The 19,438-nt window shown below is 53.3% G+C and carries 19 protein-coding genes; 16 read left to right on the top strand and 3 right to left on the bottom strand.

Annotated elements, in window-relative coordinates; translation table 11 throughout:
* Positions 1-100: 100 nt before the first annotated feature.
* The 7 genes from CXIVA_RS12050 (at position 101) to CXIVA_RS12020 (ending at position 8,053) form a co-directional block, all read left to right on the top strand.
* Positions 101-1,111 (top strand): MBL fold metallo-hydrolase, encoded by a 1,011-nt coding sequence (locus tag CXIVA_RS12050; protein ID WP_013978321.1) that lies wholly within the window; start codon positions 101-103, stop codon positions 1,109-1,111.
* A gap of 197 nt (positions 1,112-1,308) precedes the next feature.
* The gene (locus CXIVA_RS12045; protein ID WP_013978320.1) at positions 1,309-3,897 is read left to right on the top strand and encodes a molybdopterin-dependent oxidoreductase; all 2,589 of its coding nucleotides are present in this window, start codon (positions 1,309-1,311) and stop codon (positions 3,895-3,897) included.
* Positions 3,897-4,589, top strand: coding sequence for a 4Fe-4S dicluster domain-containing protein (locus CXIVA_RS12040; RefSeq protein WP_013978319.1), 693 nt, complete (start codon positions 3,897-3,899; stop codon positions 4,587-4,589). The genes CXIVA_RS12045 and CXIVA_RS12040 overlap by 1 nt, the downstream gene beginning before the upstream one ends.
* Positions 4,586-5,836 (top strand): NrfD/PsrC family molybdoenzyme membrane anchor subunit, encoded by a 1,251-nt coding sequence (nrfD, locus tag CXIVA_RS12035; protein ID WP_013978318.1) that lies wholly within the window; start codon positions 4,586-4,588, stop codon positions 5,834-5,836. Before CXIVA_RS12040 ends, nrfD begins: the two co-directional genes overlap by 4 nt.
* Positions 5,837-5,867: 31 nt before the next feature.
* Complete coding sequence (locus tag CXIVA_RS12030; RefSeq protein WP_013978317.1) at positions 5,868-6,212, top strand: twin-arginine translocase TatA/TatE family subunit; 345 nt, start codon at positions 5,868-5,870, stop codon at positions 6,210-6,212.
* Between the two features lie 33 nt (positions 6,213-6,245).
* Positions 6,246-7,043 carry an electron transfer flavoprotein subunit beta/FixA family protein gene (locus CXIVA_RS12025; protein WP_013978316.1) on the top strand — a complete coding sequence of 266 codons (798 nt, stop codon included), beginning with the start codon at positions 6,246-6,248 and terminating at the stop codon, positions 7,041-7,043.
* 14 nt (positions 7,044-7,057) lie between these two features.
* Positions 7,058-8,053 carry an electron transfer flavoprotein subunit alpha/FixB family protein gene (locus CXIVA_RS12020; RefSeq protein WP_013978315.1) on the top strand — a complete coding sequence of 332 codons (996 nt, stop codon included), beginning with the start codon at positions 7,058-7,060 and terminating at the stop codon, positions 8,051-8,053.
* Positions 8,054-8,132: 79 nt separating this feature from the next.
* Here the strand turns inward: CXIVA_RS12020 and CXIVA_RS12015 are convergent, their stop codons facing one another.
* A complete protein-coding gene (locus CXIVA_RS12015) occupies positions 8,133-9,179 on the bottom strand; it encodes a 4Fe-4S binding protein (RefSeq protein ID WP_013978314.1) in 1,047 nt (348 codons plus the stop codon).
* Positions 9,180-9,403: 224 nt separating this feature from the next.
* On the opposite strand from CXIVA_RS12015, the gene CXIVA_RS13565 reads away from it, so the two are divergent.
* From CXIVA_RS13565 to CXIVA_RS11970, 9 genes are all read left to right on the top strand, one after another.
* The gene (locus CXIVA_RS13565) at positions 9,404-10,558 is read left to right on the top strand and encodes a sensor histidine kinase (protein ID WP_013978313.1); all 1,155 of its coding nucleotides are present in this window, start codon (positions 9,404-9,406) and stop codon (positions 10,556-10,558) included.
* Entirely contained in the window at positions 10,555-11,199 is a 645-nt protein-coding gene (locus tag CXIVA_RS12005; RefSeq protein WP_013978312.1) for a response regulator transcription factor, read from the top strand. The genes CXIVA_RS13565 and CXIVA_RS12005 overlap by 4 nt, the downstream gene beginning before the upstream one ends.
* Positions 11,200-11,364: 165 nt before the next feature.
* A complete protein-coding gene (gene tatA, locus CXIVA_RS12000; RefSeq protein WP_013978311.1) occupies positions 11,365-11,619 on the top strand; it encodes a twin-arginine translocase TatA/TatE family subunit in 255 nt (84 codons plus the stop codon).
* On the top strand, positions 11,603-12,406 hold the full coding sequence (tatC, locus tag CXIVA_RS11995) for a twin-arginine translocase subunit TatC (protein WP_013978310.1): 804 nt from the start codon (positions 11,603-11,605) through the stop codon (positions 12,404-12,406). The genes tatA and tatC overlap by 17 nt, the downstream gene beginning before the upstream one ends.
* Before the next feature lie 21 nt (positions 12,407-12,427).
* Positions 12,428-13,720 carry an FAD-dependent oxidoreductase gene (locus tag CXIVA_RS11990; protein ID WP_013978309.1) on the top strand — a complete coding sequence of 431 codons (1,293 nt, stop codon included), beginning with the start codon at positions 12,428-12,430 and terminating at the stop codon, positions 13,718-13,720.
* Entirely contained in the window at positions 13,721-14,005 is a 285-nt protein-coding gene (locus CXIVA_RS11985; RefSeq protein ID WP_013978308.1) for a 4Fe-4S dicluster domain-containing protein, read from the top strand. It abuts the gene before it with no gap.
* A gap of 122 nt (positions 14,006-14,127) precedes the next feature.
* Positions 14,128-15,108, top strand: coding sequence for a prenyltransferase (locus CXIVA_RS13560; protein WP_013978307.1), 981 nt, complete (start codon positions 14,128-14,130; stop codon positions 15,106-15,108).
* Between the two features lie 26 nt (positions 15,109-15,134).
* Entirely contained in the window at positions 15,135-16,148 is a 1,014-nt protein-coding gene (locus CXIVA_RS11975; RefSeq protein WP_013978306.1) for a polyprenyl synthetase family protein, read from the top strand.
* A gap of 12 nt (positions 16,149-16,160) precedes the next feature.
* A complete protein-coding gene (locus CXIVA_RS11970) occupies positions 16,161-17,063 on the top strand; it encodes a radical SAM protein (protein ID WP_013978305.1) in 903 nt (300 codons plus the stop codon).
* A gap of 101 nt (positions 17,064-17,164) precedes the next feature.
* Here CXIVA_RS11970 and CXIVA_RS11965 read toward each other — a convergent pair whose 3' ends face one another.
* Both CXIVA_RS11965 and aroF read right to left on the bottom strand, forming a co-directional pair.
* Positions 17,165-18,265 carry a prephenate dehydrogenase gene (locus CXIVA_RS11965; RefSeq protein ID WP_013978304.1) on the bottom strand — a complete coding sequence of 367 codons (1,101 nt, stop codon included), beginning with the start codon at positions 18,263-18,265 and terminating at the stop codon, positions 17,165-17,167.
* Positions 18,265-19,278, bottom strand: a complete 1,014-nt coding sequence (aroF, locus tag CXIVA_RS11960) for a 3-deoxy-7-phosphoheptulonate synthase (protein ID WP_013978303.1) — start codon at positions 19,276-19,278, stop codon at positions 18,265-18,267. The genes CXIVA_RS11965 and aroF overlap by 1 nt, the downstream gene beginning before the upstream one ends.
* Positions 19,279-19,438 lie beyond the last annotated feature (160 nt).

The raw sequence follows: 19,438 nt of genomic DNA, 5'->3' as shown, positions 1-19,438 counted from the left end.
GGGATTCCCTCTTTTTTCCTCTGGCACACTCCTGTATGATAGATGATATCTTCTGCGCGGCTGTACAGACGTGCGCATGCAGAAAGGATAATTCGGCGGAATGCCTGAAAGAGAGGACACAGAGGATATGGCGGAGTGTGTAGGAAAGACGCCGGTCATTGAGCGTATCCGGTATGAAGAACCGGATGGAAGAATCGGCAACTGTTATCTGGTGGTCAGCGGGGCAGAGGCAGGGATTATCGGGCTTCCGCTTCACGAACGGGCGACCCGGGCAGAAATACAGAGACGCCTGGACGCATGGGCAGTGGATCCCTCCCGGCTGAAGCTTTTGTTTACCCATGCCCACGAGGGACGGCTTACCAGAATTCCGTCGTTTCTTCCGGAAAAATGTCCGGTCTATATCGGCGCACAGGATCTTCCGAATCTGACCGGCACATCTTCCAGACGCTTTCTGACCTGTCTGTATCTGCGGGAAGGATTTCCGCCGGAACAGGTCAGGGTCTATGAGCAGATTCTGCAGATACAGGAGGAAGTACAGCAGAACCTGAATTATCAGCCGGTGCAGAACGGAGCGGAGATTCCCATTGGCGAAGTGACGCTTCGCGGAATTCATACCCCCGGACACACCCGGGGCCATATCTGTTATCTCCTTCCGGAGGAAGGCCTGCTTTTTACCGGCGATATGCTGCAGTACGACGGTACGCCGTCGGTGGAACTCTGGCCGGAAGGGGGCAGCGCGGTGGAAAAGATGCTGGACAGCCTGGATTATATGAAGGAGCTGATGGTGAAGCGGGCGCTTCCGGGACACGGGGATCTGACAGGGGAATACCGCGGGCGGATTCAGGCCATCTGGAATCAGTATTATCTGATGATTCTTCAGCTGTATCAGACGGTGAACCGGAGTCCGGGCCTGTCTGCCTATGAGTTATTGCTGAGTATTCTGAAACAGCAGAAAAAGCAGATCCCGGCCTCTGAGCAGAAAAAACGAAGAATGATGAATGAGACCGTTGCCTGTCTGGAATTTCTGCGCCGGAGAGGATATGTGCAGACGGTCATGCAGGATGGGATCCTGCGCAATGAGCCGGGCGAGCGGAGCCTGACAGATTTTTAGCAGTTGTTTTTCAGACAGAACCAAAAAAACAGAAGAGAAATGAAATCGAATCGAGGGAATCCCCCATGGAACGGAAAGGGAATCCCCCGATTCTTTTTTTTATGCTTTTTTCTAAAATGATTACAACGGAAAAGCAGACAGCAGGGAAGCTATGTACGCGGAATCTGCTTTGGAGCATGAAAAAGGAGGAGAATGATTTGTTAGAAGATAAGCTGAAAATGACCAGACGATCATTTCTGAAAGCTTCTGCTGCCGCCGGGGCGGCTGCCGCTGTAGGCGGAATTGAATACGCGGCAGAAGAGCATCAGGCATCAGCGGCGGAAGCACCGGATCTGAAGTATGTCAGAACGACCTGTTCTCCCAACTGTACCGGAGGATGCGGCCAGAAGGCATGTGTACAGAATGAGGAGATCAAATATATCATACAGGCATCGGATTATGAGGACCCGGAGCATAATCCCCGGGGGTGTCTGAAAGGGCTGTCCTACTCCAACTTAATTTACGGCCCCCAGCGCATGAAAGGGCCGCAGATCCGTGTCGGCAAACCGGGTTCCACAAACCCGGCGGACTATAAGAATGTGGACTGGACCACTGCCCTGGATTATACCGGAGATAAACTGCGGGAAATCATAAAAAAATACGGCCCGGAGTCGGTGGCTGTGACCGTTCAGGTGGCAGGTACCGGACATGTATGCAAGGGTGCGCTGATTCGCCTGGCGACCCTGAACGGATTCAGCGTTCTGGGTGGTTATGAAATGAACGGGGATCTTCCCATGTCCGCGCCGGAAACCTTCGGCGTACAAAGTGAAGAACTGGATACCTACTGCTGGACAGACGCGAAATATCTGATTGTCTTTGGATCCAACCCGCTGCAGACCCGTATTCCGGATGCCCATTTTCTGACGGAAGCAAGGGAAAACGGAACCAAAGTCCTGGTATTTGATCCCTGCTTCACAGCGACCGCATCCAAGGCGGATGAGTGGTATTCCATTAAGCCATCCTGTGACGCGGCAGTGGCAAACGGATTTTCCAAAGTGATCCTGGATGAAAAACTGTATGATGCGGATTTCCTGCGTACCTATACCGATATGCCGCTTCTGATACGGAAAGACACGAAAAAACGTCTGCTGGCCAGAGAGGTCAAAGGACTGTCTGTGCCTGCGGGAATGCCGGAGTACCGGGAAGCCTATGTGGCTTATAACGGAAAGCTCATTACGGTAAATCCGGAAAAACTGAATCTGCCGCTGAATACGCAGCTGGAAGGAGAAATAAAGGTACCGCTGAAAAACGGGAAGACGGTGACCTGCTGTCCGACCTTTGAACTGACCAGACAGATGCTGGCAGAATACACGCCGGAACGTGTGGAAGAAATGTCTGATATGCCGGCTTCGGAAATCAAGCGGCTGGCACGGGAGATTGCCACGGTCAAACCGCTGCATATTATTTACGGAGCTTCCAATTACCAGTGGTATCACGGGGATCTGAAGGGAAGGGCAATGGCCCTGCTCTGCGCGCTGACCGGGAATTACGGACATCTGGGGGACGGCCTGTCCACCTATGCCGGACAGTACAAGCTGCGGTATTCCAGTACCGGGCAGTGGTGGAGCGTGCCGGATGAGCCGAACCGTTCCGCAGCGGGAATGTCCTTTGCCTATATGCTGAGGGGAAAGACGGAGACTATGACCTGTCCGTATCCGAAGCATGGAATCAAAGCGTGGCTGGTATACTGCTGCAATCCCTTTGATCAGCACAATATGAACAATATCCTGCGGCAGCAGGTGGAAAACGGCGATCTGGAGCTGGTGGTGAACTTTGATTTCCAGCAGACCACAACCAGCAGATATGCCCATGTCAATCTGCCCGGAGTATCCTGGTATGAAAAGGAAGAACTGGTGTCTACCCCCTGTCATCCCTACATCCAGATGATGAACCCGGCCATCAAGCCCCTGTATGACTGCAAACATGAACTCTGGATCGTACGGGAACTGGCGGACCGTATCCATCCGGGAGACAAAAAGAAATATTTTTACGGAGATATGGATCCGGACAAGGCGACGGAAGAAGTCATTAAACTGACGATGGAAAAAGGCAACTTTGAACTGGAAGGCGTTACGCTGGAAAAACTGAAAAAAGGTCCGGTGAAATTCAAACACGCTAACCCGGGACGGAAACGGATCGCGTTTTATGAGCAGATTCACGACAAAGTGCCGTTTCCGCCGCAGAGCTACCCGGTTCCCCTGGCGAAAACCGCCCAGTTTGTAAAAAGCGGACGGATGGAATTCTATAAAGATGAAGACATGTTCCTCAAACTGGGAGAATCCCTGCCGGTCCATAAGCCGCCGTTTGAGGAAACGGAGTATCAGCTGAATCCGAAGGCCAGGGAGCTGTATCCGTTTACATATGTAACAAGAAACAGTATCCACCGTGTGCATTCCACCCACGCCAATAATGAGATGATGCGGGAACTGCAGGATGACAGCGCCAAAGTGTACCTGAATCCGGAGGATGCCGCAAAGAAGGGAATCGCTGCCGGAGATATGGTGGAAGTTTTCAATGACCGGGGAAAACTGCTGGCAGAAGCCGTACTCGATCCGGGCATCCGGACACAGATGTGTATATTTGAAGAGGGATGGTGGAGCCGGTATACCCATGGAACTTCTTATAACACGCTGATTTATCCGTGGATCAATCCGATTCACGAGGTCTACTTTGTTTCCCAGATGTGGGCACCGAATACCGCGTGGAATGAGTGCCTGGTAGATTACAGAAAGGCTGGTGATCAGTAATGCGCTACGGCATGGTAATAGATCTGGATAAATGCATCGGCTGTCAGACCTGCGCAGTCGTATGTCATATGCATAACGCGCAGCCGCCGGGAACCTGGTGGAACCGGGTGTTTACCCAGGGAGCGGAATATCATGAATCGGCCGTGGGAAAGGATGGAAATTACAAGATCGAATTTCTGCCTCTGTCCTGCCAGATGTGTGAAAATCCTGCCTGCGAAAAGGTATGCCCCACGGGAGCTACTTATACGAACGAACAGGGAGTGGTCCTGGTGGATTACAATCGCTGCATCGGCTGCCGGACCTGTATGGCCGCCTGCCCGTACGGGGTCCGTCAGTTTAACTGGCAGAACGCGAAAAAGGCAAAAAAGGATCTGGGGTATGACTACGGATATCCCCATGATGCCACAGAAAAGCCGAACCGCCTGGTGTATACGCAGAACCGGCCCACCGGTGTGGTGGAAAAATGTACGTTCTGCGCGCAGTATGTACAGAACGGAGAGCTGCCGGCCTGCGTCCGGGCGTGTCCGGGGAAGGCAAGATTTTTCGGGGATCTGGATGATCCGAAATCCGAAGTCAACCAGCTGATCAGCAAAAAACAGGTCCATCGTCTTCGGGAAGATTATGGCACTGCGCCGAAGGTTTACTATATTTCCTCAAGCAAGACGAAAAATATTGAGGAGGCGGCAAAATGAAAAAGACAGACAGAAAAACAATCATGACAGGAATCGGCGGCATCCTCTGTATCATCGGTCTGGCTGCCTGGGCCTACCAGCTTCTCGGGAAAGGAATGGCAATGACAGATCTGAGGAATATTTTTTCCTGGGGGCTGTATATGGGTTCTTTTGAGTTCTTTATCGCACTGTCTTCCGGCGGCATGCTGCTTTTTTCGATCTGCTATATCTGGAAGGTGGCTTCCTTAAAGCCATATACCCGGGTGGCCAGTATCGCCTCTTTTGCCAGCGTCATCGCGGCCGGTGTGGCCATTATGGAGGATCTGGGCTACCCGCTGCATTCGGTGCATATGCTGCTTCACCCGAATCTCTATTCGCCGCTGATGTGGGATGTGGCAGTGCTTGGAATCTACGCCATCCTGACGCTGATCGCCATGCTTTTACAGCTGGTTCCCGGGGCAAAACGGTTCCGTGACCGGAGAAATGTACGACTGGACTGCGAGCTGTATTCAGCAAAGCTCAGTTATTTCGCACTTCCCTTTGTGGTGATTTTAAATCTGGTGACCAGTTTGATGTTTGCTACGCAGAATACAAGAGAATGGTGGCATTCCGCGCTGATTCCCGTCAATGCGGTGGCAGAGGCTTTTGCCGTGGGACTGGCGTTTATGCTTCTTCTGGCAGCGATTCTTTCACCAAAAGGAGGCATGCAGGTCTGGGGAGAAGGACTGCGCAGAATCGCCAGATATACCGGATGGGCCATTCTCGCCTATCTGATCTTTACGGCAGTGGAAATGGTGACGCTGGCCTGGAACCATTCGGCGGAAACCAGGGAACTGCTGCATCTGGTGACCGGAACTTACGGCCTTTTGTTCTGGCTGCAGATCCTTCTGCCGCTGACAGCCATGATCGGCTTTTTCGCAGTCAGACGGCCCGGGCGGAAGGTATATGGCATCCTGAGCGTTTTTGTCATGATCGGAATTTTTATCCAGCGCATGATGCTGCTGCTTCCGGCGTTCAATGCTGTGCCCATGACGTTGCAGATCAATGGGGCGGAGAGCAGTCTGTGGACCTATCCGGCGGCACTTGGCATATTTGAACCGGGAGAGAAAGTGTTTGCCACTTTCTGGAATTATACGCCTACGCCGCTTGAGTGGTGCGCGGCGATGCTTCCGGTTGGAATTGTGATCCTGGCAATTGCCCTTGGGGTGAAATTCTTCCCGCTGATTCCGCATACCTGGGAGAAACAGGTCATAGAAGAAGAAAAGTAGCAGGGAAAGAAAGAGAAGGAAGGAGAGAGCGATGACCGGTACAGGACTTGGACTCGGTGAAATTCTGATTGTGTTCCTGATTGCTTATGTAGTTGTGGGACCGAAAGATATGAAGCGGGCGGTGAGAAAACTGGCAGGAGGGATCCGTGAAATCAAACGTATGGGGACGGAGATCAAGGGAGACCTGAATCTGGATCATGAGCTTGCTTCTGTGCGGAATTCCGTGGACTCCGCGCGGGAGTCTGCGGACCGGACGATTCATGCCGGAGACAGTACAGGGGAACTGAACCGTATTCATCAGGAAATCAGCAAAGAATACCGGATGCTGGAGGACGCGGTCCATGCACCGGCAGATGAAAAGAAACAGGAAGCCTGAAGAATCTTCAGGGACAGTAAGGAGGTTTTTACCATGAACATTCTCGTATGTATCAAACAGGTACCGGATGCGCAGGAAGTAACGTTTGATCCGGATACCGCACAGCGGAAAGAAGGGGCGGCGCTGGTGGTTAATCCCTTTGACACCTATGCGCTGGAAACCGCTGTCCGGATCAAGGACAGTAATCCGGACACGACAGTAACCGTATTGAGCGCCGGCGAAAAACATGCAGAAGAAGCGTTAAAGACCTGTTTGGCCGTAGGGGCGGACCAGGCCTGGCTCGTTTCGGATCCGGCTTTCGCAGGCGGTGATACGCTGGCAGTCAGCAGGGTGCTGGCAGCTGCCATCCGTAACATTGAGGCAGAATCCGGCGCGTTTGACATCCTGTTTTTCGGCAACCAGGCCACAGACGGAGATACGGCGCAGGTAGGGCCGCAGACCGCGGAACTGCTGGGAATCCCGCAGGTTACTTACGGAGTCGACGCATCGGACGCGGGAGACCGGGTAGAAGTGAAACAGGAAAGCGATGCGGGATATACAGTGATCAGCGTATCCAAACCATGTCTGGTAGCCATCACCCAGACGTCCTTTGAGCCGCGTTATCCGACCATTAAGAGCAAACTGGCCGCGAAAAAGGTCAAAGTGCCGGTGCTGACGGCTGCTGATCTCGGCCTGGATCCGGATACCGTGGGAACGGCAGGATCCGTATCTGCGATCCTTGAAGCATTTCTTCCCCCGAAACGGGAAGGAGGCATCGTGATTGATGAAGGTTCTGCGGAAGAATCAACGGTTAAGCTGGCCCATGTACTGAGCGACAGGGGATTCATTTAGAGGAGGATACCGGCATGGAAAGAAAAACGAAAGATATTTGGGCCGTAATGGAAACGGATGAAACGGGCAGTGTGACAAAAGCCGCCCTGGAACTGCTGGGTGCCGGCCGGGGACTGGCAGATGCTTCCGGCGGAAAACTGGTGGCCGTGGTGATCGGTTCCGGTGCAGAAGAGGCAGTGAATACAGCAGGAGCGGCAGGCGCAGATCAGGTGCTGGCTGTGGATCAGGAAGATTTTGCGGCATATTCCACCGAGGCCTATACCGATGCCCTGTGTCAGCTGGCAGAAAAGTATGGACCGTCCGTGATTCTTACAGCGGCGACAAAGATCGGCAGAGATTTCGGCCCCCGTGCGGCGGCAAGGCTGGGTACCGGTATGGCAGCGGACTGTACCGGAGCCGAGTCAGACGCGGAGGGGAACATTACCTGGACCCGTCCCTGTTACGGCGGCAGCCTGATGGTAAAGGTAAAGAATACGGCAGAAGGTCCGCAGATGGCTTCGATTCGTCCCGGCTCCTTTCCGCGTCCGGAGCGGTCTGAGCAGGCTGCGGAAGTGATCCGTGAGGAAGTGGCAGTATCCCAGGTTCGGACGAAAATACTGGAGCTGATCCGGAATGAAGGAGAGGAAATCGTGGATCTGGAAGGCGCTGAGATCATAGTATCCGGCGGCCGGGGCGTCGGCAGTGAGGAAAAATTCGCGCTTGTATTTGAACTGGCGCGGGAACTGGGCGCAACCGTGGGAGCTTCCCGTGCTGCTGTGGACGCTGGATGGGTCGGCCATATGCGCCAGGTCGGTCAGACCGGAAAGATCGTAGCGCCGAAGCTTTACATTGCGTGCGGGATCTCCGGCGCGGTGCAGCATCTGGCAGGAATGACCGGATCGGAATGTATTGTGGCCATTAACTCAGATCCGGATGCTCCGATTTTCTCAGTGGCAGATTACGGAATCGTGGCGGATCTGAAAGAAGCTCTTCCGATACTGACGGAGGAAATTCGAAAAATAAAAGCATAACAGGAGACAGTTCCTGAAAATCAGAAAACCCTGCGCAGTTTTGCGCAGGGTCTCTGTGCAGAAAAATACAAAAACGCTGCTACCAGTGGAGCTGATCCGGCGTAATTCCCCTGCAGGATGCGCAGAGGCCGTCGGAAGAAGGCTTCGGCAGGGGCTGTCCGCATTTGCGGCAGACAGAAAGAGGCGCGCGGTGCAGCAGGGGGCGGGTCAGGTCTTCTGTCTGCCGGGGAACCGGGTCGGAAAGCGCCCCGGCCGGACATGCCTGTACACAGATCCCGCATCCGGTGCAGCGCCAGGGAATCAGGGCAAGGTAAACGAGGTCCGGATGCGTTTCATCCGGAATCCGGTGAATGGCGCGGGAGGGGCAGACAGAACTGCAGACGGTGCATCCGTAGCAGCTGTCGGAAAAGGATGGAAGAGGCAGCTGAACAGGCAGCGGCTCAGGCAGAGACTGAAGCCGGCGGACAAGAAGCTGACGCCACAGGGTGCCGTCCGGTACGGCAGACTCTAAAGAGGGCAGCAGCTGTCCGGCCGTCTGTTTGGAACGGGAAAAGAACAGCTGAAATGCCTCCCGGCGGGAATAGGTCTGCTGTGCGGCACCCTCCGGGGAATCTGTGACGCGGATATGCGCGTCGCAGAATTCTGATCCGAAGAATTCATTCAGAGTATCCAGGCTTTGCGCGAACAATTCCATGTGCGGTGCCATCGGGCAGTCACTGCAGGGCCCTTTCAGTAAAGTGACACCCTGCCCGTTCAGCGCTGCCAGGGCGATCAGCTCCCAGGGAAGGGAAGCCAGACAGGGCACCAGACCGTCGGTGTCCGCGGTCTGACGGCTGCAGGAAAGCAGAAGATGCTCCCGGTTCCGGCGGATGCGCTCGTACAGATTCTGTGCCTGAATCTGCGCAGGCGCAATGCAGCGGGACGGACAGACGCTGACACAGAGACCGCACCCGTCACACAGGCCCCAGGCGGGCGGATCGGATGAAAAAACCTGCCGGGGGCAGATTGTTTCACACCGGTGGCAGGGGGTATGTGTCTGGATATGATCCAGGCAGAAGTCATTGCAGCGGTTGGGGTGTTCTTCAAATATCAGTTTTCTGGTAAGATAATCACTCCAGATTGCCATAGGGATACCTCCGGGAATCAAGTGTGTAACGATTTGATTGGAAAGACAGGTACAGATACGCGAATCTGTACAAAATGAGTATACATCGCCGCAGAGAGATCCGCAATGAAGGGTTTCCGGGAAAAGAACTCCGCTAATGCTATTGAGAGAGACGGCGGGAATTGATAGGATAGAAAATAAGGACGGTTTCCAGTGAAACGAAGGATCCGGAAAATGAGGAGAATATGGGAAACAGGGACTACAGCACATTTTTACAGGCAATCAGGAAAAAATATAACTTTGATTTTGTCAGCATCGCGCTGGTGGTACAGCGGCCCCGTCCGCTGCTGTCCTGGATCAGTGCCAGCGGCAATCAGAATCAGTACTACCATGATATTGTTCTGGAATCCGGCAAGGGCATTGCAGGGAATACTTATCAGGACAAGCGGGGGATTTTAATTAATTCCGTACAGGAAGAGCTGTCGGGAATGGATCTGGTGGAAACGCCGATTATTCTCGCAGAGAATCTGGCCAGTCTTCTGGCGCTTCCGCTCTGGAAGGAAGATCAGGTGGAAGGGGTTTTGATGATGGCGTTCCGTACACCTTCAAAATTCTCCAAAGCCTGTTATGAAAAGATTGTGCATGAAATAGCAGTGGAGGAGCTGGGACTGGAACTGTATCCGGAACCCTATGAAGCGGTCAGGGATTTCCGGCTGTCCGGCGACTACCGTTCCGTGCCGATCTATGAGCTGGCCCGTTATCCGGTGATGAAAGCAAGAGAGGAAGAGCGGCAGAGAATTGCCAGAGACCTCCATGACAGCGTGGTGCAGAATGTGCTTGGGGTGCAGATGCTCCTGCGTTCTTTAAAATACAAAAACAGTGAGAAAGAACGGGAAGAGGTGCTGGTACAGGCGGACAGCTGGCTGAATAACATCCAGAATGAACTGCGGGGGATTTCCCATGGACTGCGTCCGAATTCCCTGGATGATTTTGGGATTACCGCCGCTTTGAACAGTCATTTCCGTCTGATCGAAGAAGGATATCATGTGACGGTGGATTTTCTGCAAAATACGGCAAATATAAGGTATAATAAAGACATAGAAACCGTTTTTTACAGAATCTGTCAGGAAGCGACAATGAATGCCTGCAAGTACGGGGAAGTGGATGTGATCCATGTTTCCCTGTACGATGCAGGAGATACACTGACCTTGGAAGTGACAGATTACGGTGCGGGATTTGACACCGATCATCCGGAGATCCGGGGCGGCGGCCAGGGAATGAAAAGCATGGCAGACTGGGCCAGAACCATTGACGGGGAGTTTCGCGTGATCTCTTCGCCGGGCAGGGGAACCAAGGTGCATCTGTCCGCGCCGATACATGACAGGGAGGATGGACGTTGATCAGGATTGTTATTGCAGACGATCACACAATCGTGCGGGAAGGACTGAAACTGATGCTGGATCATCAGCCGGGTATCGAAGTCATCGGAACCGCGTCGGACGGACAGGGCGCATATGATCTGGTAGAGGAGCTGCATCCGGATATTGTACTGCTGGATATCAGTATGCCTCCGGGAGAGAGCGGCGTAGTGACCGCCGGACGGATTCACAGCGACTGGCCGGATACGAAGATCATTATGATTACGATGTACGCGGAAAAGGAGTACCTGTTATATACCGTGCAGATCGGGGTTTCCGGATATGTGCTGAAAAACGCGCCGGAAGCGGACATTGTAGATGCGATCCGGACAGTTCAGGACGGAGGCGTCTACGTCAGCAAGGAAATGCTGCCTTATCTGGTGCAGGGTTTTGTAAACCGCAACCGGGAAGAAGAGGATGCCTACCTGCGGCTGACAGAGCGGGAGATCGAAATCCTTACGCTGATTGCCAAAGGATACGGTAATAAGGAAATCAGCGAAAAGCTGTTTATTTCTGTAAAAACAGTTGAAAGCTATAAATCCAAAATCATGAATAAGCTGGATGTAAAGAGCCGGCCGGAACTGGTGGAATATGCGTTAAAAAAGAAACTGGTGCAGTACTGATTTCTGCGGAAGCATAAGAAAACGGCAGGATTTCAGCGAGGCTATGGAAGTAGGGGATTCCCATTCGACAGAAAGGGAATCCCCCGTTTTTTTTCTTTCTGCCGGCCGATATACTTGGGATAACAAAAAAACCAGTGATCAAGGAAAACCAGAGGAGGAAAGAACATGGGAAGACTTGGACCTACCGAAATATTAGTCATTGTAGCTGTGATTGTCATTCTGTTTGGAAGCAAGAAGATTGCAGGACTCGGCAAATCCATGGGAAAGAGCATCCGTGAGTTTAAGGAAGAAGTAAATGCGGACGGCAGAGCGCAGAGGGAAACCGCGGAAGCGGAGGCCCCGGCCGCTGTGCAGGCGGCTCCGGTACAGGCTGAGACGGCAGCCGCTGTGCAGGCAGCAGATCATGGAACGCAGCAGTAAAGCAGGCTTTGCCGGCAGACTGGAGAAATTCAGGAACCGACCGGATGCCCCGATGGAGTCACAGCCGCTCCTGGTGCATCTGAATGAACTGCGCAAGGTTCTGATGATCTGTATGGCAGCTGTCGGCATTGCCTTCGGGGTGCTGCTGTTCGGGTTTGGAGAGCGGGTGCTGGCTCTGGTCATGGAACCTGTGAAGCAGATGGGGATTCAGATCATCTTTACCGATGTGTCAGAAGCCTTTGCGGCGCAGGCAAAATTATCACTGATCTTCGGCATCCTTCTGGTGAGCCCGGTGATTTTCGGCGCGGTCTGGTGGTTTGTCCGCCCGGCCTTATCCGGAAAAGAAAGAAAAACAGCTCTGTTTTATATCGGGCTGGCGGTGCTTCTGTTTGCAGTTGGCGTGCTCTTCGCATACCGTTTTGTATTTTTCCTGGCAATTCGATTTTTCGTAACTGCGGGAGACTCTGTGGCACATCCGATGCTGTCCCTGGGGAAATATGTCAGCTTTCTGTTTGGCTTCCTGCTTCCCTTCGGCATTATGTTTGAACTGCCGGTAGCGGTGGTCTGGCTGACCAAACTGGGGCTCGTGTCTCCGTCCGATCTGAAAGGCGCGCGGAAATTTGTGATTCTCGGGATATTTATCATCGCGGCAGTCCTGACCCCGCCGGATGTGGTATCTCAGATGATGCTGGCCGTCCCCCTGCTGGGACTGTTTGAAATCAGCGTGCTTTGTTCCAGACTGGTGGAAAAACGTGAACAGGCGCCGGCCTGTCAGACGACTTCATAAATGGAAAGGATTACAGAAAACATGGAAGAAGAAAAATTTGACGTCATTATTGTAGGCGCCGGCCTGGCTGGCAATATTGCTGCTTATCTGCTGGCACAGGGCGGTCTGGAAGTCCTTATTGTCGAGCGTGGAAGCAAGCCGGGAGCAAAAAATGTAACAGGCGGACGGCTGTACAGCCACAGCCTGGAGAAGATTTTTCCGAACTTTGCAGAGGAGGCGCCGGTGGAACGAAAGATCACCAGAGAACGGATCTCCCTGGTGACGGAAGACGGGGCGACCACCGTAGAGTATGCGGCGCCGAAACTGGGAGAACAGGGCAAAGCGACCTATTCCATCCTGAGAAGCAGATTCGATCCCTGGCTGGCGGAAAAGGCGGAAGAAGCCGGCGCCATGGCAATCAACGGCATCCGCGTGGATGAAGTCCTGGTGGATGACAAGGGCAAGGCGATTGGTGTAAATGCCGGCGGGGAAGAAATGTATGCAGACTGCATTCTTCTGGCGGACGGTGTCAACTCCCTTCTTGCCCAGCAGCTGGGAATGAAAAAAGAACTGAAGCCTTCCCAGACGGCGGTTGGTGTAAAAGAAGTCATCCGCCTGGGAGAGGACAGGATCAATGAGCGGTTTGGCGTATCCTCTGAAGAAGGGGTTTCCTGGCTGTTTGCGGGAGACACCACAAAAGGAAATATTGGCGGCGGATTCCTGTATACCGATAAGGAGTCCGTATCCATCGGAGTGGTAGCCACCATTGAGGACATCGGACGCAATGACATCGCGCCCCGGGATATGGTCGAGCGTCTGAAGGAGCATCCGGCTGTCCGCCCGCTGATTGCGGGAGGGGAACTGGAAGAGTATTCCGCCCATCTGGTAACGGAAGGCGGCTATGACATGATTCCGGAACTGTATCGGGACGGCGTGCTGCTGGCCGGTGATGCGGCGGCATTTGTCATGAATCTGGGATATACCATTCGCGGCATGGATCTGTGCATTGAATCCGCGCGCCTGGCGGCGGAAACCATTCTGGCGGCCCATGCGGCGGGGGATTACAGCAAACAGTTCTTATCCCGGTATGAGAACACGTTAAATGACAGTTTTGTCATGAAAGATATGAAACACTTTCATCGGATGCCTGCGTTTATTGAAAATCACAGGATTTTTGAACAGTATCCGGAGCTTGCGGATGAAATTATGACGGATCTGTTTGTGATGTACGGACAGGAGCCGGAAAAATTCCGCAAAAAGGCGATGCGGGCAGCCAGAAAAATCGGTCTGATGAATCTTGCAAAAGATGTACGGAAAGGATTGGGGGCGGTATAAATGGCAATGACGATTGAGGACAAATTAGGGCATAACGTCTTCCATGTGGACAACAATTATCAGCACATCGAAATCAACGCAGAATGCACGGATGAAGAGCTGAAACGCCGCGTGGTTCTGGCCTGTCCGGCCAGGCTTTACAGCATCGATGAACAGGGCGAATTCAAATTCAATTACGAAGGCTGCCTGGAATGCGGCACCTGCCGGGTACTCGCGGGAGGAAGAGCGATTCGGTCCTGGAATCATCCCATGGGCGAAATGGGGGTACAGTTCCGCCAGGGATAAAACGTACCTGGCAGAATGCAGACGTTTGAAAGACAAGAGAGAGATTCCGGTGTGTATCACCGGCGGACAGCGGGCAGTTATGCCCGCTTTTCCGGATAGAATAAAGTTTTACAGGAGGCCTTATGCGCGATGGAAAAACCGGTCATGGGGAACACAAAGGACAGGCAGCAGGGAATGGCAGGCTGACTCCCGGGATTCTGTGGTCAATGACGACACCCTGGGCGGTGTTCCTGTCTGCCCTCATGCCGGCCGTCTTTGGCGTGGTTCTGGCCCTGGAACAGGGAGGAAATCTGAAGGTCTGGAATGTGGCGCTGGTTTTGCTGATTCCCTGTCTTCTGAATGCGGGCGTCAATCTTGTCAATGATTATTATGACTACAGGAACGGAAATGATACCCCGGAAAATATTGTGGCAAAAGAAGAAGGACCGCTGGCTTACTACAGAATTCTCGATGCCCGGCCGGCAAGAACCCTCGGATTTGTGCTGTTTGCCGCTGCGGCAGTCCTGGGAATTGCGGTACTGGTATTCTGCAGCTGGAAGCCGCTGCTGATCGGGTTGATCGGCGCCGGTATCGCGCTGACTTATTCCGGAAGCAAAGTATCCACCTCCTATCTGCCTGTGGGAGAACCCCTGTCCGGCTTTACCCTGGGAGGTCTGGTTCCGCTGGCGGTCACGGCTGCGCTGACGGACCGTCTGGACTGGATGGTTCTGTGGAAAGCAGTGCCTATGATGCTGATCGTTACCATGTTTATGCTGGACAATAATACCTGTGATATGGTCCGTGATGAAGCAGCCGGCAGAAAGACACTGCCGATCCTCATAGGCAGAAAAGCGTCCGAACGGCTGGCCCATGTGCTGACCGTCATTTGGATGGGCCTGATATTCGGAATCCTGGCGGTCTGGTATCCGGGGGCGCTGCCCTTTATGGCCGCGGCAGTTTTTATCTGCCGAAAGGGACTTATGGGTATTTTCCGCGTACCCCGTACCAGGGAGACCAAACTGCCGGCCACTCTGGTCCTGACGCAGGTGGCATTTTCTGTGGCCATCGGATATCCGGTATCAATCTTGCTGCATCTGCTGCTGTTTCCGTCATTCGGCAGTTAGAAAAGCCAAAAGAAAAGGAGAGAAGAATGAAATATCTGGAATTAGCCGGACTCAGTGAAGATATGCTGCAGGTGGAAGAAAATCTGCGGGAGTTTCTGGATACCGGAGAAAGATCCCACGCTTTGGCAGAAATTATCCGGGAACAGCTGGAAATCCGGGGCAAACGGCTGCGTCCGCTGCTGGTGCTTCTGTCCGGCAGGCTGGGAAATCCGGATTCCCGGACCCGCAGTCGGCTGTGTAAAACTGCCGCGCTGATTGAAATGGTGCATATGGCTTCGCTGATTCACGATGATATCGTGGATGATTCCCCGCTGCGGCGGGGACGGCCTTCTGTGCAGGCGAAATATGGCAAGGATATGGCAGTATACGCAGGTGATTTCTTCCTGAGCCGTATCCTGCAGATCCTGATGCGGGAGAATCTCACAGAAACAGGCATGCTGTTCGGGAGAACCGTGGAGTCCATGTGCTGGGGAGAAATCGGTCAGCTGGCCGGCTATTTTGATACTTCCATGACAGCAGACCGTTATCTGGAAAATATATACGGAAAGACAGTGGCCGTCTGTGAACTGGCTTGTGTTTCCGGCGGGAGAGAAGGCGGGTGCTCCGATGAAACAGTGGGACAGCTGCTGCAGCTGGGAAATTCCTTCGGCTTTCTGTTTCAGATCCGGGACGATCTGCTGGATTTCCTGTCGGAAGAACAGGCGGAGGGCAAACCGGTCCATACAGATCTGCGGGAAGGGATTCTTACGCTTCCGGTCCTGTGCGCGCTGGAGTGTGATGAAAGCAGGGAGCAGATCACCGGGCTGATTGAACGCTTCCACCGGGGAGAGGGAACGGACACGGAGATGCAGCGGCTGGATGCCCTGATCCGGCAGTCCGGCGGTATGGAGCAGGCAGTCCGTATCATGGAGAATTACGGCGCGGCGGCGGAACGCAGCATCCGGCAGCTTCCGGCATGTGACGCAAGGGAAGCGCTGGCGGCAGTGATTCAGATGCTCCGTCTTCCGGACAGTATTCACAAGCAGGGATCCGTAGCGTAGAAGGAGACAGATATGACAGCTTTCAAACAGATGATGTATCTGCCCCGGTGGTACTTCCGGAGCAGAATACTTGGAGAAAAACGCCCGCTGCAGACGGTGCTGATGATTACTGATTATTGTAATCTGTCCTGCAGGCACTGTACTCCGGAAGGCCATCAGTGCAGATTCATGAAACCCTATGATCAGATCCGGAGGGAACTGCTGGATGCCTATGCCATGGGTTCCCGGTTTGTGGATTTCGAAGGCGGTGAGCCGACCCTGTGGAGAGACGGAGCGTACAGACTGAACGATCTGTACGACCTGGCAAAGAAAATCGGATTTTTCAGCGGAACTCTGACGACCAACGGACAGCTTCCCTTTCGCGGAACCAGGGCGGATGCTGTGTGGGTCAGCACGGACGGCTACGGCGCCAGTCATGACGCGGTCCGCGGAAAGGGGACCTTTGCCCGTCTGGAGAAAAATATCCGGGAAAGCGGCGTCAGACATCTGAGTATCGCCATGTCTGTCAATCAGCTGAACCGTTCCTCCGTGGGGAAATTGATCCGGTATGTACGGAAAAATCCCCGGATCGAATCCGCAGCCTTTAATTTTCACACACCATTTCCGGAGACCGAGGAACTGATGCTGTCACCGGAGGAAAAACGGGAGGTCATTGATGAAATTATCGCCTATAAGAAAAAAGGATATCCGATTATGAATTCCGTATCCGGCTTAAAAATCATGAAAAAAAGGGGCTTTCCGAAATATTGCTGGATGGCCAATTATATTCTGGTTGACGGAACCAGACTGCCGCAGTGTCCGGGAAGCATCTGGAAGGTCTGTGATGACTGCGGCTTCTGCATGGCCGGTGAGATGTACGCGGTGATGCATTTAAAACCGGATACCCTGCTGGCGGGAATCCGGCTCCGGATGTAAAGGCTGTCGGGGAGAAAAAGAACTGCTGCACGCGGCAGGAACCGTGAGGTGCGGTCGGAAGACCAGGCACACCGCGCCCTTTCCTGTCTGTGCAGCAGTTTTTATCGTTCATAGACGGTATAGTGATACTTTTTCAGAAGATCCCGGGCGTTTTCAAAGGCTTCCTTCTGATAGAATTCCACCTGCAGAACACCCTGTTCGAATTCCCGGTTGTGAATGATGCCGATATTTTTGATGCTGATATTGTTGGACGCCAGAATCGTGGCAATCGTAGCAATACCGCCAGCTTCATCGATCAGGTCGCAGAAGAGCTGATAAATCGGATGGACGGATCCCTGACCGGATACGTTGATGGAATCCCGGTAGTTTTTGGCGCTGGAAAAAAAGCTGTGGATACCGGAACCGTCGGAAGCGGCAATCCGCTCCCGGATCTGCTGGATGGAGGCCACATAAGTGTCTACCAGGCGGAGAATTTCATCCCGGTTGGCCAGGCAGATATTTTCCCACATATCCGGAGAGGAGGAGGAAATCCTGGTAATGTCTTTGAATCCCCCGGCTGCCACTGTGCGCATGGTCTGGTTTTCATCGTCCAGCCGGCTGACCAGATTGACCAGAGTGGCGGAAATGACATGGGGCAGATGGCTTACGGATCCCACCACATGATCGTGCTTTCGGTAGTCCATCACCATGGGAAGGGCACCGATGGACTGGGCAAAGGCGTACATGGCATCCGTCTTTTCCTGCGGAACAGTATCCGAGGGGGTAAGGATGTAGTAGGCATTTTCCAGCATATAATCCGCGGAATATTCGTACCCGGTATGCTCAGTGCCGCACATGGGATGTCCGCCGACAAAACAGCGCTCCAGATCGGGATATTTTGCCACCTGTTCATGGATGCCGGTTTTCACACTGCCGATATCGGACAGTATCATATCCTCATGGATGATGTTCAGCAGATGGCTGATATATTCGGAGTTTTTCAGAACCGGAGCGCACAGAAGCACCAGCTGGCAGGCGGCAAAGGCGTCATTCAGTCGGTCGTATCCCTCGGAAATGACGCCTTCCCGCAGCGCGCTGGCAATGGTGTCCGGATCCGGGTCACAGGCAATCTGAAAGGTGTCCGGAAACAGACGGTGCACAGTCTTGGCAATGGAACCGCCGATGTGGCCGAGTCCGATGTAACCGATGCGGTTGGGAAACATTACAGACTCCTTTCTGTAAGGATGACAATCGGATTCAGTTCCTTCACCAGACGGTCAAACTGTTCAAAAGTCAGGGACTGGGGACCGTCAGATAAGGCGCAGGGCGGATTCGGATGTACTTCCACCATGATGCCGTCTGCTCCGCAGGCCGCAGCCGCTTTTGCCAGCGGCGGAATGTAGGAACGGACGCCGGTGGCGTGGGACGGATCCACAATAACAGGCAGGTGGGTTTTTTCCTTTAAGACGCAGACCGCGCTTAAATCCAGGGTATTGCGGGTGGCAGTCTCAAAGGTGCGGATTCCGCGCTCACACAGCACCACATCCGGATTGCCGGAGGACATGATGTATTCCGCGGCATTCAGCCACTCGTCAATGGTGGAGGAAAGGCCGCGCTTAAGCATAACCGGTTTGCCGGCTTTGCCGCATTCTTTCAGCAGTTCGAAATTCTGCATGTTGCGGGCGCCGATCTGAAGCATGTCCACATACTGTACCGCAAGCTCCAGCGCCCGGGCGCTGGTGATTTCACAGATGGTCGGCAGACCGCTTTCTTCCGATGCGGTTTTCATATATTTTAATCCGGTTTCTTCCAGACCCTGGAAAGAGTAGGGACTGGTTCTGGGCTTGAAGGCGCCGCCCCGCAGCATGGTTGCGCCGGCTTTTTTGACAGCAAGGGCAGTGGATACAATCTGCTCTTCCGATTCGATGGCACAGGGTCCGGCCATCAGCGTAAAGGTATCCGGACCGATGGAGGTCCCGTTTAACTGTATCCGGGTGGGCTCCGGGTGGAATTTGCGGTTGGCCAGTTTGTAACTTTCGGTTACGTTGACGATTTTTTCCACTTCATTCAGACCCAGGATCGTATTGGTGTCCAGTTTTGTTTTATCTCCGACCACACCGATGATGGTGACTGACTCACCCTTGGACAGATGTGTCTTCAGTCCGCTGTCGGTGACCGTATGGAGAACCTTCTGTACAGACGCTTCTTTTGCGTGTGGTTTCATTACAATAATCATAGCTGTATACCCCTTTGTATTCGTTGTCTTTTGATGATTCTAACGCAAAACCCGTGCTTCGTCAACACTTTAAAGCGTCGAAGTGTAAAAGTGACAAAACAGGAGCGGTTTTTTTGGAAGAAAAATCAAATGAAATGGTAAAAATGTATGAATATAGTTG

It is taken from the genome of Clostridium sp. SY8519 (assembly GCF_000270305.1).
Lineage (GTDB): Bacteria > Bacillota > Clostridia > Lachnospirales > Lachnospiraceae > SY8519.
Note: the sequence above shows the minus strand (reverse complement) of the source record. Positions and strands in the feature narration are given on the sequence as shown.

Coding starts and splice junctions, on each gene's coding strand:
- CXIVA_RS11985 (WP_013978308.1), top strand. CDS start 13,721: ATGGCAATGACGATTGAGGACAAATTAGGGCATAACGTCTTCCATGTG.
- CXIVA_RS12050 (WP_013978321.1), top strand. CDS start 101: ATGCCTGAAAGAGAGGACACAGAGGATATGGCGGAGTGTGTAGGAAAG.
- CXIVA_RS11965 (WP_013978304.1), bottom strand. CDS start 18,265: ATGTTTCCCAACCGCATCGGTTACATCGGACTCGGCCACATCGGCGGT.
- CXIVA_RS11970 (WP_013978305.1), top strand. CDS start 16,161: ATGACAGCTTTCAAACAGATGATGTATCTGCCCCGGTGGTACTTCCGG.
- CXIVA_RS13560 (WP_013978307.1), top strand. CDS start 14,128: ATGCGCGATGGAAAAACCGGTCATGGGGAACACAAAGGACAGGCAGCA.
- CXIVA_RS12040 (WP_013978319.1), top strand. CDS start 3,897: ATGCGCTACGGCATGGTAATAGATCTGGATAAATGCATCGGCTGTCAG.
- CXIVA_RS12025 (WP_013978316.1), top strand. CDS start 6,246: ATGAACATTCTCGTATGTATCAAACAGGTACCGGATGCGCAGGAAGTA.
- CXIVA_RS11975 (WP_013978306.1), top strand. CDS start 15,135: ATGAAATATCTGGAATTAGCCGGACTCAGTGAAGATATGCTGCAGGTG.
- CXIVA_RS12015 (WP_013978314.1), bottom strand. CDS start 9,179: ATGGCAATCTGGAGTGATTATCTTACCAGAAAACTGATATTTGAAGAA.
- CXIVA_RS11990 (WP_013978309.1), top strand. CDS start 12,428: ATGGAAGAAGAAAAATTTGACGTCATTATTGTAGGCGCCGGCCTGGCT.
- nrfD (WP_013978318.1), top strand. CDS start 4,586: ATGAAAAAGACAGACAGAAAAACAATCATGACAGGAATCGGCGGCATC.
- tatC (WP_013978310.1), top strand. CDS start 11,603: ATGGAACGCAGCAGTAAAGCAGGCTTTGCCGGCAGACTGGAGAAATTC.
- CXIVA_RS12020 (WP_013978315.1), top strand. CDS start 7,058: ATGGAAAGAAAAACGAAAGATATTTGGGCCGTAATGGAAACGGATGAA.
- tatA (WP_013978311.1), top strand. CDS start 11,365: ATGGGAAGACTTGGACCTACCGAAATATTAGTCATTGTAGCTGTGATT.
- CXIVA_RS13565 (WP_013978313.1), top strand. CDS start 9,404: ATGGGAAACAGGGACTACAGCACATTTTTACAGGCAATCAGGAAAAAA.
- CXIVA_RS12030 (WP_013978317.1), top strand. CDS start 5,868: ATGACCGGTACAGGACTTGGACTCGGTGAAATTCTGATTGTGTTCCTG.
- aroF (WP_013978303.1), bottom strand. CDS start 19,278: ATGATTATTGTAATGAAACCACACGCAAAAGAAGCGTCTGTACAGAAG.